The following is a 14,688-nucleotide window of genomic DNA, read 5'->3' as shown; positions in this document are numbered from 1 at the left end:
GATGGCTGTCCCTGCCGGCACCGTTGACGCCGCCACCCCGGCCGGCCCCGCGACGGTCGGCACCGGAGTGCGCCACCGCCCCGGGCGGCGACTCCCGCTGCTGCGCAACCGCAAGGCCATGACGGGGCTGATCACCCTCGGGTTCTTCGCCGTCGTCGCGGTCATCGGTCCCTGGCTGGCCCCGTACGACCCCGGCCGCCGCAGCGCCGACCTGTTGCAACCGCCCTCCGGCCAGCACTGGTTCGGCACGACACACCTCGGGCAGGACATCTTCAGCCAGGTCCTGGTCGGCACCCGGGGGGTGCTGCTGGTCGGCTTCACCGCCGGCATCGTGGCCACGCTGCTCGCGGTCGTCGTGGGTGTTACCGCCGGCCACCTCGGCGGTGTCGCTGACGAGAGCCTCTCGGTGCTGTCGAACGTGTTCCTGGTGATCCCGGCGCTACCTCTGATCATCATCGTCTCCGCCGCCATTCCCGAGTCCGGTGACCTGACCATCGCGTTGCTCATCGGGCTTACATCCTGGGCCTGGGGGGCCCGGGTGCTGCGCGCGCAGACCCTGTCGCTGCGGCGCCGGGACTTCGTCGAGGCCGCCCGCGCCACCGGCGAGTCGACCTGGCGCATCATCGCCTTCGAGGTCCTGCCGAACCTGACCGCGGTGATCTCCTCGGGCTTCATCGGCACCGTGATCTTCGCGGTGATGTCCCAGATCACCCTGGCCTTCATCGGCATCTCGTCCATCTCCCCGTGGAACTGGGGCACCATCCTCTACTGGGCCCAGAGCCAACAGGCCCTCGCGCAGGGCGCCTGGTGGTGGTTCGTACCCGCGGGCCTGGCCATCGCGCTGCTCGGCACCGCCCTCGCGTTGGTCAACTTCGGCATCGACGAACTGGTCAGCCCTCGGCTTCGTACCTCAGGCAGCGGACCGATCCGGACTCCCGACGGCCGCACCGTCCGGATGCGGACCGGCTTCACCCCGGTCCTCGCGCCAGCGCAGCCACAAAGTCGTCAACCACGTCGGCAGCGGCGCCGGCCGACCACGGCGAGGAGGCCGTCCCGTGAGTAGCCCGGTGCTGGAGATCCGCAACCTCTGCGTTGACTACGGCGTGGGTGCGACGGCGGTCCGCGCGGTCCGCGACGTGGACCTGACCCTGCACCGGGGCCAGGTGCTCGGTCTCGCGGGCGAGAGTGGCAGCGGCAAGTCCACCCTGGCCTACGGGCTGACCCGGCTGCTGCCCCCGCCCGGCGTGGTGACCGGCGGGCAGGTGATCTACCACCCGCCGGCCGGTGCCCCGGTGGATGTGCTGGCCATGACGCCCGCGCAACTGCGCCGCTTCCGCTGGGCCGAGACGGCCGTGGTGTTCCAGGGCGCCATGAACTCGCTCAATCCCGTGCACCGGATCTCCACCCAGCTGCTGGACGTGCTCAAGGCACACCGGCCGACCAGCACCGCCGTCGGGCGGCGCGAGCGGGCCCGAGAGGTCCTGCGGCTGGTCGGCATCCCAACGGACCGGCTGGACGCCTACCCACACCAGCTCTCCGGCGGTATGCGGCAACGGGTAATGATCGCGATGGCACTGTTGCTCGAACCGCAGCTGGTCATCATGGACGAACCGACCACCGCACTGGACGTGGTCATGCAGCGGCAGATTCTCGGCGAGCTCGCGCAGTTGCGTCAGCGGCTCGAATTCGCCGTCCTGTTCATCACCCACGACCTGTCGTTACTGGTCGAATTCTCCGACCACATCGCCATCATGTACGGCGGTCGCGTCGTCGAGCAGGCCGCGAGTGATCGGCTCTACCAGCAGGCCCTGCACCCGTACACGGAGGGCCTGCTGCAGTCATTCCCCGCCCTGCGAGGGCCGCGACGTACCCTCACCGGCATTCCTGGATCCCCGCCCGACCTCCGGGCGATGCCCACCGGCTGCGCTTTCCACCCTCGCTGCCCGTACGCCCTAGACGTGTGCCGCAGCCGGCTGCCACCCCTGGGGCGGCCCGCCGACAGCCACGCCGGCCGCACCGTCGCCTGCTGGCTGCACCCCACCGCCGAGCCCGCCACCGGGACCCGACCGTGACAGGAGCAGCATGGACACCACCCCACCTCCTACCCCCACCGCGCGCCGTGCCTCGCTGACCGTGGACCAGGACGACCCGATCTGGGCGCTGCCGGCCACGTTCCGGTGGGGCGTGGCGACGTCGGCCTACCAGATCGAGGGTGCGGCGAGCGAGGACGGCCGTACCCCCTCCATTTGGGACACGTTCTGCCGCGTCCCGGGCGCGGTGCGGGACGCCGACCACGGAGACGTCGCCTGCGACCACTACCACCGGATGCCGGAGGACGTCGCCCTCATCGCGGACCTCGGCCTGGACACCTACCGCTTCTCGGTGGCCTGGCCGCGGGTGCAACCGGGCGGGCGCGGCCCGGTCAACCACGCCGGCCTGGCCTTCTACGACCGGCTCGTGGACGAACTGCTCAGTCGCGGTGTCGAACCGTGGATCACGCTCTACCACTGGGACCTGCCGCAGGAGCTGGAGGATGCCGGCGGCTGGCCGGGCCGGGACACCGCGTACCGGTTCGCCGACTACGCGATGCTCGTCCACGACGCGCTCGGTGACCGCGTACCCACCTGGACGACGCTCAATGAGCCGCTCTGCGCGGCGATGCTCGGCTACCACGTCGGCGTGCACGCCCCGGGCCGGCGCGACCTGGGTGACGCTGTCGCCGCAGTCCATCATCTGTTGCTCGGTCACGGCCTCGCCACAGAGCGGCTGCGGGCCGCCTCCGCCCCCGGCACCCAGCTTGGCATCACCCTGAACCTGGGTCCGGGGCAGCCGGCCACCGACAGTGCGGTGGACCGCAACGCGGCCCGCCTCGCAGACGGCCTCGGGAACCGTCTCTACCTCGACCCCGTGCTGCGTGGCAGCTACCCCGACGACGTGGTCGCCGACCTCGCCCGGGTCGGCGTCCAGATCCCGGTGCGACCGGGTGATCTGGAGACCATCTCCGCGCCGATCGACGTGCTCGGCGTCAACTACTACTTCGCCCACCGGATCAGCGGCACCGACGAGCAGGGCCGTACCGAGGAGGCGGACGGCCTACCCGTTCGACGCTCTCTGCCCACCGGCCGGCCGACGACCGCGATGGGGTGGGAGATCCAACCCGAGGGCCTGACGGACCTGCTGGTCCGCCTCGGCCACGACTATCCCGGCATTCCCATGGTCATTACCGAGAACGGTGCCGCCTTCGACGACGAGCCGGACGCCGATGGGTTCGTCGCCGACGACGACCGCGTCGCCTTCGTCGCCGAGCACCTGCGGGCGGTAGCCCGGGCCCGGCAACGTGGGGCCGACGTCCGCGGCTACCTGGCCTGGTCCCTGCTGGACAACTTCGAGTGGGCCGAGGGGTACGCGAAGCGGTTCGGCCTGGTCCGGGTGGACTACGAGACCCAACGGCGGGTGCCCAAGCGCTCGGCCCTCTTCTACCGCGACGTCGCCCAGCGGGTACGACAGGCGGGGTAGGCGACGGGCACCCGGGCCCGGACCACGAACCGTTCCCCTCATCTGGCTACGGGGTGACCACGCTGAGGTGGGCCGGGGGCAGCCAGAGGGGGGTGTCGTCGCCGGGGCGCAGCGGTGCCGCCGGCCCGGTGGTGAGCTGCAGGGTGACTCCACCGCTGGTGGCCTGGATGTCGAGGTGGGTGCCGCGGTCGGTGACGGCGGTGATGGTCGCCGGCACCACGTTGTCGCCCGGATGGTCGCCGACCACGATGGCGGCCGGGCGGATGAGGAGCAGGCCTGGTCCTCGGTGGTCGGTGTCGAGGCGGAGCCGGCCGAGGGGGCAGTCGAAGTGGCCGGCGGAAGCGGTGCCGGGGATGGCGTTGTCGGCGCCGCCCAGGAACCGGGCGACGGTCAGGGTCGCGGGCCGGCGAAACAGGTCGGCGGGCGGGGCGTGCTGCGCGACCCGACCATCGAGGAGCACGGTGACCGTGTCGGCCACGTCGGTGGCCTCGTCGCGGTCGTGGGTGACGAAGAGGGTGGTGCTGCCCTCCCGGCGGTGCAGCTCGGTGAGGAGCGCCCGCATGTCGCCGCGTAGCTGCGGGTCGAGCGCGCTGAACGGCTCGTCGAGCAGCAGGACACCGGGGCGGGCGGCCAGGGCGCGGGCGAGGGCGACGCGCTGCTGCTGGCCGCCGGAGAGTTCGCCGCTGCGCCGCTCGCCGTAGCCCGGTAGTGAGACGGCGTCGAGTAGCTCGGCTACCCGCCGCCGGATGGCAGTGCGGTCGGTGCCGCGCATGCGCAGGCCGAAGGCGACGTTCTCGGCCACGGTGAGGTGCGGGAAGAGCAGGGGGCGTTGGAAGACGACGCCGAGGTCGCGCCGGTGCGGGGGCTGGCGCAGGACACTGTGGCCGGCGAGCCGGACGTCGCCGCCGGTGGGGGTGCTCAGCCCGGCGACGATCGACAGGAGGGTGGACTTGCCGCTGCCGGAGGGCCCGAGGACGGCGGTACGGGTGCCCGCCGGCACCTCCAGCGTGACCCGGCGCAGCGTCGGCGTGGTCGCGCCCGGGTAGGTGTGGTCCAGGTCGGCGATGGTGATGTCGGCGGTCATCGGCCGACTCCGAGCAGGGCGGTGTCGCGGCCGGCGAGTTGCCGGGCGGCGAGGGCGGTCAACAGCAGGGGCGGGGCGACGGCGACCAGCGCGATGGCGGCGGTGGCGGCCTGGTTGCCGCTGCCGGCGGCGGTGGCGAAGAGCAGCAGCGGCACCGTGGTGACGACGCCACCACCGATGAGCAGGGTCAACAAGTAGTCGCTCCAGGAGATGAGGAAGGCGAACATGGCGGCGACGACCAGCCCGCCGCGCAGCTGGGGAAGGCTGACCTCGCGGAACGCCCGCCACGCCCCGGCGCCGAGGGTGCGGGCCTGCCGTTCCAGGGCGGGGTCGACACCGGCCCACATCCCGGACATCAGCAACGTGGCGTACGCGGTGGCCGCCGGTAGCTGGGCCAGGACCACGCCGGTGAGCGAGTCGGCGAGCCCGGCGCGCAGGTAGACGATCTGCGCGCCCATGGCGACGGCGAACGGGGGCACCAGTACCGGGGCGAGCAGGACCAGCTCGATCAGCCGTCTCCCCGGCAGCCGGTGCCAGGCCAGTGCGCGGCCGGCGGCGGCCCCGAGGGCGGTGGCGAGGGCGGCGACGGCGGCGCCGATGCCGATGGAGGTGGCGACGGCCTCGGCGAGGCGGGACTGCGGGCCGAGGGCCTGCTCCCAGCCGGCCAGCGACCAGCGGTTCGGCCACAGGTCGGGGTAGAACCACTGGTCGGTGAAGGCCTGCACGGCCAGCGGCAGCAGCGGCCCCGCCACCCAGAGTCCGGTGAGGATCAGCACCGTGGGACGGGCCAGCCCCACGCCGAGCGGCCGCCGGGGCCGCCGCATTCCGGTCGCCGGCCGCGCTTCCTGCACCGGCCGAGATCCCGTCGCCAGCCCCGTTTCCGTCATCGCCGCGCTCCCGTCACCCGGCCGACGGCCCGGCGGCTCGCCCCGGTGTACGCGAGCGCCGCCGCGACGGCGATGACCGCGATCAGCAGGGCGATGGCGACCCCCTCGGCCCGGCCGGAGAGCTCGGCGGCGGTGAACCGCTGGTAGGCCAGGACCGGTAGCGGCTGCGGGTAGGCGCTACCGAGCAGGGCGGGCACCTCGTAGGCGCCGAGGGTGAAGGCGAAGATCAGCACCGCCACGGCCAGGATCGATGGGGCGAGCAGGGGCAGGGTCACGTGCCGCAGCACCTGCCGGGGGCGGGCACCGAGGGTGGCGGCGACCCGTTCGTGCTCGGCGACCGGCCCGCCGAGCGCGGCGAGGACGACGATCAGCACGAACGGCGCCTCCTTCCACACGTACTCGGCGATCACGGCGACCGCGTGCGGGTCGGCGACCAGGGCGGGCAGTGCGACGCCGACCGTACGGGCGGCGCGGGCCAGCAGGCCGGAGTCGGCCAGCAGCAGCCCGATCGCGACCGCGCCGATCAGGTGCGGCACCGGTAGCCCGAGCTGGGCCAGGAAGGTGGCCGCCCGTTGACCCGGGGCGGTGTGGCGCAGGGCCAGGGCGGCGGCGACCCCGATGGCGACGGCGAGCCCGGTGGCGACGGTGGAGATCCAGAGGCTCAGCAGCAGCCCGTCGGTGAACGCCGGACCGTCGGTCACCCGCTGGTAGGCGGCCAGGCCGACCGGTGTGTCGGTGAACCCGGCCAGGCCGAGGCTCTGCGCGAACCCGTAGCCGAGGCCGCCGCCGAAGAGCAGCACCACGGTGGCCAGCGCCGGCAGGATCAGCAGGAGCCCGGTACGGCGGTGGTTCACTGTTGCAGCACCTCGCGCCGCCAGCCCTCCTCCAACGGCGGCAGCCACTCCGCCCGCAGCTCCGGTTGACTGTTGCGGGACAGCTGGTCGTAGCTCGGCACCTGGGCCGAGGCGGGCAGGGCGGCGAAGCGGTCCCGCCACTCGACGTCGAGCCTGTCGAGGTCCACGGCCGGATACTGGCCCCACCCGTCGGGGCGGGCCTTCTCGTACTGCAACTCGGGGGAGAGCATCAGGTCGGCCAGGGCGAGGGCGGCGGAGCGGTGGGCGGCGTTGGCCGGTACGGCCAGGTAGTTGGTGTTGCCGATGGTGCCCTCGTCCAGCAGCAGGGTACGGGTGGTGGCCGGGAACTGTCCCCGTTCGACCAGGCTGGTCACCTGCGCCGGCCCGTACGTCATGGTGAAATCGACCTGCCCGTTGGCGTACAGGTCGTTGAGTTCCTTCTCGTTGGCCGGGTACGTCTCACCCGCGCGCCACAGGGCGGGCCGCAGCTCGCGCAGGGTCTGCCACAGTGGCGGGGTGAGCCGGTCGTAGGTGGCCTGGTCGAAGTCGTCCGGGATCTGGTCGACCCCGCCGGCCTGGGCGTAGAGGGCGTGCCGGACGAAGACCGAGCCGGTGAAGTCCGGCGGGGCGGGGTAGGTGAACCGGCCCGGGTGGGCGCGGATCCAGTCCAGCAGCCCGGCGAGGCTGGCCGGCGGGTCGCTGACCCGGGCGGAGTCGTAGCTGAACGCGAACTGGGCGCGGCTCCACGGCACTTCGCACCCCTCGACCGGGGTGCCGAAGTCGTTGGCGACGGTCGGCTCGGACCAGTCGACGTAGCGCATGTTCGGCAGCAGCTCGACCAGCCCGCACTGCCACAGCCCGGCCTGCTTACCGGTGCGGAAGTTCTCCCCGTTGATCCACACCAGATCCACCGATCCGCCCGAGCCGCGGCCGGCCTGCTTCTCGCCGAGGACCTTGTTGACCGCCAGGGCGGTGTCGGTGATCGGCACCCGGTTGATCGCGACGTCGAGCCGTTCGCGGGCGGCCGGGGCGACGACCTCGTCGACATAGCGGTTGGCGCCGTCGTCGCCGCCGTACATGAAGAGGTTGACCGTCTGCCCGCGGGCCTCCCGCAGCACCTGGGCGAAGTCGCGGGGGGCGGGGTCGGCGTCATCGGTGCCGGTGGTACAGCTGGCGGCGAGTAGGCCGGCCGCGGTCAGCGTCGCCACCGCGCGCCATCGTCGGTTCATCGGGTGGGCCTCCCGGCGGGTTCGGACAGGGTACGGACGGCGTGCACGACGCGCTGCCCGGCGGTGATGGCCACCACGGCGGCCCACCCCCAGGCGAGCTGTCCGGCGAAGCCGGGCAGCAGGCAGAAGAGGGCGTGTACGGCGATGGTCTCGGCGCCCTCGGCCAGTCCACCGAGGAAGTGCAGCGACCGCTCGTCACCGCGTTCCCGGCCGACCCGTTCGGCGATCGACGAGTACGCCAGCAGCGTCGCCCCGTTGACGTAGTAGGTCACCAGCAGGACCAGGAACGGGGTGGCGGGCCCGTCGACGCCGACGGCGACCCCGGCGACGAACGCCCCGTACACGGTGAAGTCCGCGACGATGTCGAGGAAGCCGCCCAACGGGGAGGCGGTGCCGCGGCGGCGGGCGAGGGGGCCGTCGAGGCCGTCGGCGAGCCGGGACACCAGCCACGCGACCAGCGCCGGCCACCACCAGCCGGCGGCTGCGGCGGCGCTCGCGGCCAGGCCCAGGGTCAGGCCGGCGGCGGTCAACCGGCCGGGTGTCACCCAGGGCCGGTCCACGGCGGCGGCGCACCGGTCCAGGGTCTTGGCGAGGACCGGCCGCAGACGTGCGTCGATCACGGGGCGGACCTCGGCGGCGACGGTGGCGGCAGCCGCAACGCCGACCCGGTGGCGCCCTCGGCGGTCGGCACCGGGCGGGAGTCCCGGCGGCGGGCCCGGCGGGCAGCTGCCGCACCGGCCAGGGTCAGCGCGGCCAGCCCGGCCACGGCGGCGAGGAACTGCGGCGAGGTGGGGTCGGTCAGCGAGCCACCGACCGCGGTGTAGGCGACAATTCCCGGCGTCATGCCGATCGCCGAACCGAGGGCGTAGTCGCGTAGCCGCACGGCGGTCACTCCGGAGCCGTAATTGAGCAGCGCGAACGGGACCAGCGGCACGAGTCGCAGCCCGATCACCGCGATCAGCCCGCGCCGCGCCAGGAACCGGTCCAGGCGGTGCAGCCGGCCGCCGACGAGCCGGTCCACGGCCGGGCGGCCCAGCAGCCGACCGAGCAGGAACGACGCCACCGCCCCGGTGGTCGCCCCCACCAGCACCACCACTGACCCGCCGACCACTCCGAAGAGCGCCCCGGCGGCCGCGGTGAGCAGCACCCCGGGGACCAGCAGCACGGTGCCCAGCGCGTACCCGGCGATGTACAGCAGCGGTGCCCACGGCCCGGTGGCGGCGACGCGGTCCCGCAGCACCGCCACGTCCGGGGTGCCCTGGGTGGCCAGCAGGGTCGCCGCACCGGCCAGCAGCACCACCAGGAAGGCCAGCCTCGGCCACGGTGAGCCGACGATCCGGACGAGCCGGGACGCCGCCGCGGGCTGGACCGGTTCGTCGGTCATCGGTTCCCACCCCGGATCGGGTGCAGGGCACGGCGCAGGGTGCGGAGCGCGGTCATCGCCCGGGCCGGCAGCGGCGCGGTCAGGTCGGCGCGAAGCTGGGCGAGACTGGCGTTCCACGGCCCGTCCGCGTACGTCGGGTAGGGGTGCACGGTGCTGGCGACGTCGCGTACCTTCGCGCCGCGCCGGATCGCGGCGGCGAGCTCGGCGATCGACTCACCGGCCCGGGGCGAGACGACGGTGGCGCCGAGGAGCCGGCCGCCCGGCCCGCTCACCAGTTGGGTGAATCCGTCGGTACGACGGTCGGTGATCGCCCGGTCGACGTGGTCGTGGGAGAGCCGCTCCGCGCGGGCGCGGGTGCCGTGCCGCTGGCGGGCCTGGGCGAGGGTCGCCCCGACGCGCGCCACCTCCGGGTCGGTGAAGGTCACCCACGGTACGGCGGCGTAGTCGATGCGGCGGCGCAGCCCGAGCAGCGCGTTGGTGGCGGCGTATCCGCCCTGCACCCCGGCGACGTGGGTGAACGGGAGGGTGCCGGTGACGTCACCGGCGGCGTAGATCCGCCGGTTGCTGGTCCGCATCAGGCCGTCGATCACGACGTGCCCCGGCTCGGCGCAGCGCACTCCGGCGGCGGCCAGGCCCAGGTCGGTGCTGCGCGGTCGGCGTCCGGTGGCGACCAGGATCCGGTCGACCTCGACCGTCTCGCCGCTGCTGAGGTGGAGCGTGCCGGCGGCGACCCGGTCGACGGCGGTCCCGGTCACCACGGTCACGCCCTCGGCCCGGAGCCGCTCGGCGATCAGCGCGCCGACCTCCGGCTCCTCCTTGCCCAGCAGCCGGTCGGCCACCTCCACGACGGTGACCTCGACGCCGAGCCGGGCGAGGGCCTGGCCCAGCTCGCAGCCGATCGGGCCACCGCCGAGGATCGCCAGCCGCTGCGGCAGCTCGGTGAGGTCCCAGAGCGTGTCGGTGGTCAGCGGGTCGGCCTCGGCCAGGCCGGGCACGGTGGGCAGGGCCGGCGCGGCACCGGTGGCGATCAGCGCCCAGCGGAACCGCGCCGGTCGGGTGCCCGCGTCGTCGGTGATCCGCAGCGTCGCCGGGCCGGTGAACTCCGCCCGGCCGGCCACCACCGTCGCCCCCGTCGCGCCGATCGCGGCGGGGGAGTCCACCGGCTCGATTCGGTTGATCGCCGACCGTACGTGGGCGAGCACGGCGGCGTCGTCGACCTTCGGCGGGCCGGTCCGCACCCCGTACCGGTCGGCGGTGCGGACGGCGTGTGCGGCGTGCGCGGCCGCGATCAGCGACTTGCTCGGCACGCAGCCGGTCCAGAGACAGTCACCCCCGGTGCGGGCGGATTCGACCAGCAGCACCCGGGCACCGAACCGGCCGGCGGTCTTGGCCGCGACGAGCCCCGCGGTGCCGCCACCGAGGACCACCAGATCCCACTCTTCCACCCCACCAGCCTCCTCGCTGCGCCGCCCGTGCGACCGTGCCTGTCCAGGATGCCCGGTCGGGGCCGGGGGTGCCGAACTCCGTAATGCAACGGTCAGAACTTGGGTCGCGGCACCACGGCCGGTCAGGGCCGGCTGGCGGTCTTGCGCGCGCGGTAGGCGGTGACGGCGGCCCGGTTGCCGCAGCCGGCGTCGCAGAAGCGGCGAGATCGGTTCCGCGACAGGTCGACCAACACGTTGCCGCACCCGGGGTGGTCGCAGCTTCGTAGCCGGCCCAGTTCGCCGCTGCGGACGAGATCGGCCATCGCCATCGCGGCCTCCACCGCCATCCGGGTCGCCAGCGGCGCGTCCCGGGGTACCGCGTGCAGGTGGTACGGCTCGTCGTCGTGCGTGATGAGCTGGGGCAGGGCGGCGTTCTCCCGGAGCAGTCCGTTGACGATGGACACGATCTCGTCGGTGTCGCCGTGCCAGAGGCGGCGCAGCCGGGGGCGCAGCTCGCGTACCCCCCGGAGTTCGCCCTCGCTGTGCTCGTGTCGTCCGCTGTACGCGTGGGCGACGAAGAAGTTGTCCAGCGCGGTCGTGTCGGGCAGGCCGTCGCCGGCGCTGCTGTCGGTGTTCACCAGGGCTGCGGCGGCGATCAATGAATGCTCGGTGTCATGGGCAAAAAGCAATTTGACTCCTATCCTGGTAGCGCTACCGTCATCGACGTAAGCGCATTTTGCCCATTACATGGTGTTGTTGCCAAGGAGAACCCATGCGCCAACCCCCGCGCGGCAGCGCCGGCCTGCTGCTGGCGGTGCTCTCGGCACTGACCTTCGCGACCTCCGGGACGTTCGCCCGCTCGTTGATCGACGCCGGCTGGTCCGCCGAGGCGGCGGTGGTCGTCCGGGTCGGCCTCGCCGCTCTGGTGCTGACGGCGCCCGCGGTGCTGGCGCTGCGCGGTCGCTGGTCGCTGCTCCGGCGCAACGCCGCCTCGATCACCGCGTTCGGGCTGCTCGGCGTCGCCCTCGCCCAGGTGTGTTTCTTCAACGCGGTGCGCTACCTGCCGGTCGGCGTCGCGCTGATGTTGGAGTACCTGGCCGTCGTGGTGGTGGTCGGCTGGATGTGGCTGGCCCACGGGCAACGACCCCGGCGGCTCACCGTCGTCGGGTCGATCGTCGCCCTGGCCGGGCTCGGCCTCGTGCTCGACCTCGCCGGGGCCGAGCGGCTCGACCCGGTGGGTGTGCTCTGGGGGCTCGGCGCGGCCGTCGGGCTGGCCGGCTACTTCGTGCTCGCCGGCCGGATGGACGCGAACCTCCCGTCGGTGGTGCTGGCCTCCGGTGGGATGGCGGTCGGCGCCGGTGTGCTGCTCCTCCTCGGGCTGGTCGGGCTGTTGCCGCTGCGGACGTACACCGGCCCGGTCGACTTCGCCGGGCAGCGCACCAGCTGGCTGGTGCCGGTGGCGGGGCTGGTGCTGGTGGCGGCCGTGCTCGCCTACCTCACCGGGGTCGTCTCGACCCGTCTCCTCGGTGCCCGGCTGGCCTCCTTCGTCGGGCTGACCGAGGTGATGTTCGCCGTGCTCATCGCCTGGCTGGTGCTGGCCGAGCTGCCCACCGTGGTCCAGCTCGTCGGTGGGGCCCTGATCGTCGCCGGGGTGGCCCTGGTCCGCCTTGACGAGCCACGCGAGACCCCAACGGTTGAGCAGGACGAGAAACCGGCACTCGCCACCCGCGGTTGACCCTGGCAAGCTCGACGCCATGCTGAGTACGGTGGTGTTCGACGCCGACGAAACCCTGCTCGACCTGCGCCCAGCGATGACCGGCGGGCTGCTGGCCGTCCTCAACGAGATGCGCCGGTTGACCCCGGCGGCGGCCAAGGTGTCCCTCGCTGACCTGGAGACCGACTGGGCCGTGGCCTTCGCCGCGAACCCTGCTATTCCGACGCCGGAGCTGCGCCGGGTGGCGCTTTCCCGGTCGGTGTCCCGGGTCGGGCTCGACGCGCACCTGGATGACCTGTTGGCGCGCTACTTCGCCCGGCGGTTCGCGCTGACCCGCCCGTTCCCGGATGCGCTGCCGGCGCTCGCAGAGTTGGCGGAGACGTGGGCGGTCGGCTACGCCACCAACGGCAACAGCCGCGCGGAGCGGTGCGGGCTCACCGGGAGGTTCGCCTTCGAGGTGTACGCGCACGACAACGGGCTGCCGAAGAAGCCGGCGCCGGAGTTCTACGCGGCGGTGGTCCAGGCGGCCGGGGTGCCGGCCGAGCAGGTGGTGTACGTCGGCGATTCGATCGCCCACGACGTGGTCGGGCCGCAGGCCGCCGGGCTGCGTGGAGTCTGGCTCAACCGCGATGGTCGAACCTGCCCGCCGGGGGTGCGGCCAGACGCGGAGCTGTCCACCTTGACGGATCTTCCTGCCGTCTTGGCTGCTCTTGCGGACGAAGAAGATCTTCGGGCGCAATCGGAACGACCCCTGGTGTAAACGTCGATGGTGCTGTTCGATGACTGCCACGTCCCGCAACGAGAGGATCCGATGTGAGCAGACGCATCACCGCTGGCGCCGTCGCTACCGTGACCGGCCTGGCGTTGACGGTCACGGGGCTCAGCGTCCCCGCTGGCGCCGCACCGAGCAGCAACGAAACCTTCACTGTGGTCGCAGCGGACGGCGTCAGCGCCGAGGCGGCCCTGGCCGAGATCAAGGCAGCCGGGGGTGCCGTCGTAACCCGGATCGACGATGTCGGCGTGTTCCAGGTGACCAGCGACCGGGTGGACTTCACCGATCGGATTGCCGAGGCCGACACCCTGATCGGTGCCGTCGAGCAGAAGGCCATCGGCCGGAAGCCGAAGCTGGACCCGGTCGAGCAGGAGGCGCTGCTGACCGCCATCAACGGCAAGAGCTCCGGTAAGGGCTCCGACTCCGGCAAGGGGTCCGGCGGCAAGGGCAAGAAGATGGACCCGCTGGACGACAAGCTGTGGGGCCTGGACATGATCCGCGCCGACAAGGCCCGCAAGAAGGAGCCCGGCGACCAGCGCGTCACCGTCGGCGTGCTGGACACCGGCCTCGACGCGAGCCACCCCGACATCGCGCCGAACTTCAACTGGGCGTTGTCCCGCAACTTCGCCCCGGACCTGCCCGAGGTCGACGGCGAGTGCGAGGTGGCGAGCTGTCTCGACCCGGTCGGCACCGATGACGGTGGCCACGGCACCCACGTGGGGGGCACCATCGGTGCCGCCGCCAACGGCTTCGGCCTTTCCGGTGTCGCGCCGAACGTCTCGCTGGTGGAGCTGAAGGGCGGCCAGGACTCCGGCTACTTCTTCCTGGAGCCGGTGGTGCAGTCGTTGCTGCACGCCGGCCGGGCCGGGCTCGACGTGGTGAACATGTCCTTCTACGTCGACCCGTGGCTCTACAACTGCACCGCCAACCCGGCCGACTCGCCCGAACACCAGGCCGAGCAGCGGGCCATCATCGAGGCGATGAAGCGGGCGCTGAACTTCGCCCACGAACAGGGCGTCACCCTGGTCGGCTCCCTCGGCAACAACCACGAGGACCTGGGCGACCCGCGGATGGACACGTCCAGCCCGGACTTCGGTGACACCCCGCCGTACCCGCGTGAGATCGACAACGACAGCTGCTGGGACCTGCCGGTCGAAGGGCCGCACGTGATCGGCGTCTCCGCCGTCGGCCCCTCGGGCAAGAAGGCCGCCTACTCCAACTACGGCACCGAGCAGATTAGCATCGCCGCGCCCGGCGGCTGGTACCGCGACGGTTTCGGCACGGACACCTTCAGCACCTACCCCAACCTGATCCTCTCCACCTACCCGGAGAAGGTGCTCAAGGAAGACGGCCTGGTGGACGCGGACGGCAACATCGACCCGAGCGCGGAAGGGATCGTCTTCAAGGACTGCAAGAGCAACGGTGAGTGCGGCTACTACCGCTACCTCCAGGGCACCTCGATGGCGTCGCCGCACGCCTCGGGCGTGGCCGCGCTGATCGTCAGCAAGCACGGGAAGAAGCAGGGCCGCGGCGGCTACGGCCTGGCCCCGGACCTGGTCGAGCAGCACCTCTACCGCACCGCCACCGAGCAGGCCTGCCCCAACCCGCGGCTGCAGCAGTACCGCGACGAGGGACGCGACGAGACCTACGACGCGTACTGCGCCGGTGGACGTAGCTTCAACGGCTTCTACGGGCACGGCGTCATCGACGCGTACACGGCGGTAACCACCCCGCTGAAGTCACACGGCCGGCCGTAGGGCGGACCGAGCGAGCACAAGGCCCGGCCGACCCGACAGGTCGGCCGGGCCTTTCGCTTCAGCACGG

14 protein-coding genes are annotated in these 14,688 nt (G+C 72.8%); 6 read left to right on the top strand and 8 right to left on the bottom strand.

Annotated elements, in window-relative coordinates; all coding sequences use genetic code 11:
* Window position 1: 1 nt before the first annotated feature.
* From SALPAC4_RS0107725 to SALPAC4_RS0107715, 3 genes are read left to right on the top strand one after another with little or no spacing between them, the layout of a single operon-like run.
* Complete coding sequence (locus SALPAC4_RS0107725; protein WP_019869830.1) at window positions 2-1,063, top strand: ABC transporter permease; 1,062 nt, start codon at window positions 2-4, stop codon at window positions 1,061-1,063.
* Window positions 1,056-2,072: an ABC transporter ATP-binding protein gene (locus SALPAC4_RS0107720; protein WP_027644287.1), complete on the top strand. Its 1,017-nt coding sequence runs from the start codon at window positions 1,056-1,058 to the stop codon at window positions 2,070-2,072. The genes SALPAC4_RS0107725 and SALPAC4_RS0107720 overlap by 8 nt, the downstream gene beginning before the upstream one ends.
* Window positions 2,073-2,082: 10 nt before the next feature.
* A complete protein-coding gene (locus tag SALPAC4_RS0107715) occupies window positions 2,083-3,516 on the top strand; it encodes a GH1 family beta-glucosidase (RefSeq protein ID WP_050564973.1) in 1,434 nt (477 codons plus the stop codon).
* A gap of 46 nt (window positions 3,517-3,562) precedes the next feature.
* Here SALPAC4_RS0107715 and SALPAC4_RS0107710 read toward each other — a convergent pair whose 3' ends face one another.
* From SALPAC4_RS0107710 to SALPAC4_RS0107675, 8 genes are all read right to left on the bottom strand, one after another.
* Window positions 3,563-4,600 (bottom strand): ABC transporter ATP-binding protein, encoded by a 1,038-nt coding sequence (locus tag SALPAC4_RS0107710; RefSeq protein WP_019869827.1) that lies wholly within the window; start codon window positions 4,598-4,600, stop codon window positions 3,563-3,565.
* The gene (locus SALPAC4_RS0107705; RefSeq protein ID WP_019869826.1) at window positions 4,597-5,424 is read right to left on the bottom strand and encodes an ABC transporter permease; all 828 of its coding nucleotides are present in this window, start codon (window positions 5,422-5,424) and stop codon (window positions 4,597-4,599) included. Before SALPAC4_RS0107705 ends, SALPAC4_RS0107710 begins: the two co-directional genes overlap by 4 nt.
* A gap of 59 nt (window positions 5,425-5,483) precedes the next feature.
* Window positions 5,484-6,341: an ABC transporter permease gene (locus tag SALPAC4_RS0107700; protein ID WP_019869825.1), complete on the bottom strand. Its 858-nt coding sequence runs from the start codon at window positions 6,339-6,341 to the stop codon at window positions 5,484-5,486.
* Window positions 6,338-7,549, bottom strand: coding sequence for an ABC transporter substrate-binding protein (locus SALPAC4_RS0107695; protein ID WP_019869824.1), 1,212 nt, complete (start codon window positions 7,547-7,549; stop codon window positions 6,338-6,340). The genes SALPAC4_RS0107700 and SALPAC4_RS0107695 overlap by 4 nt, the downstream gene beginning before the upstream one ends.
* A gap of 17 nt (window positions 7,550-7,566) precedes the next feature.
* The gene (locus SALPAC4_RS0107690) at window positions 7,567-8,190 is read right to left on the bottom strand and encodes a CDP-alcohol phosphatidyltransferase family protein (RefSeq protein ID WP_019869823.1); all 624 of its coding nucleotides are present in this window, start codon (window positions 8,188-8,190) and stop codon (window positions 7,567-7,569) included.
* The gene (locus SALPAC4_RS0107685) at window positions 8,187-8,954 is read right to left on the bottom strand and encodes a TVP38/TMEM64 family protein (RefSeq protein ID WP_019869822.1); all 768 of its coding nucleotides are present in this window, start codon (window positions 8,952-8,954) and stop codon (window positions 8,187-8,189) included. Before SALPAC4_RS0107685 ends, SALPAC4_RS0107690 begins: the two co-directional genes overlap by 4 nt.
* Window positions 8,951-10,399, bottom strand: coding sequence for a dihydrolipoyl dehydrogenase family protein (locus SALPAC4_RS0107680; protein ID WP_019869821.1), 1,449 nt, complete (start codon window positions 10,397-10,399; stop codon window positions 8,951-8,953). The genes SALPAC4_RS0107685 and SALPAC4_RS0107680 overlap by 4 nt, the downstream gene beginning before the upstream one ends.
* A 122-nt stretch (window positions 10,400-10,521) precedes the next feature.
* Window positions 10,522-11,067: a CGNR zinc finger domain-containing protein gene (locus SALPAC4_RS0107675; protein ID WP_027644286.1), complete on the bottom strand. Its 546-nt coding sequence runs from the start codon at window positions 11,065-11,067 to the stop codon at window positions 10,522-10,524.
* 83 nt (window positions 11,068-11,150) lie between these two features.
* Between SALPAC4_RS0107675 and SALPAC4_RS0107670 the strand changes: the two genes are divergently transcribed.
* From SALPAC4_RS0107670 to SALPAC4_RS0107660, 3 genes are read left to right on the top strand one after another with little or no spacing between them, the layout of a single operon-like run.
* Window positions 11,151-12,113, top strand: a complete 963-nt coding sequence (locus tag SALPAC4_RS0107670) for an EamA family transporter (protein WP_019869819.1) — start codon at window positions 11,151-11,153, stop codon at window positions 12,111-12,113.
* Window positions 12,114-12,132: 19 nt separating this feature from the next.
* Window positions 12,133-12,852, top strand: coding sequence for an HAD family hydrolase (locus SALPAC4_RS0107665; RefSeq protein WP_019869818.1), 720 nt, complete (start codon window positions 12,133-12,135; stop codon window positions 12,850-12,852).
* Between the two features lie 53 nt (window positions 12,853-12,905).
* Window positions 12,906-14,621, top strand: a complete 1,716-nt coding sequence (locus SALPAC4_RS0107660; protein WP_019869817.1) for a S8 family serine peptidase — start codon at window positions 12,906-12,908, stop codon at window positions 14,619-14,621.
* The last annotated feature ends 67 nt before the right edge of the window (window positions 14,622-14,688 follow it).

Origin of the sequence: Salinispora oceanensis (genome assembly GCF_000383575.1) — a bacterium.
Taxonomy (GTDB): Bacteria; Actinomycetota; Actinomycetes; order Mycobacteriales; family Micromonosporaceae; genus Micromonospora; species Micromonospora oceanensis.
This window is presented reverse-complemented; position numbering and strand designations above follow the sequence as displayed.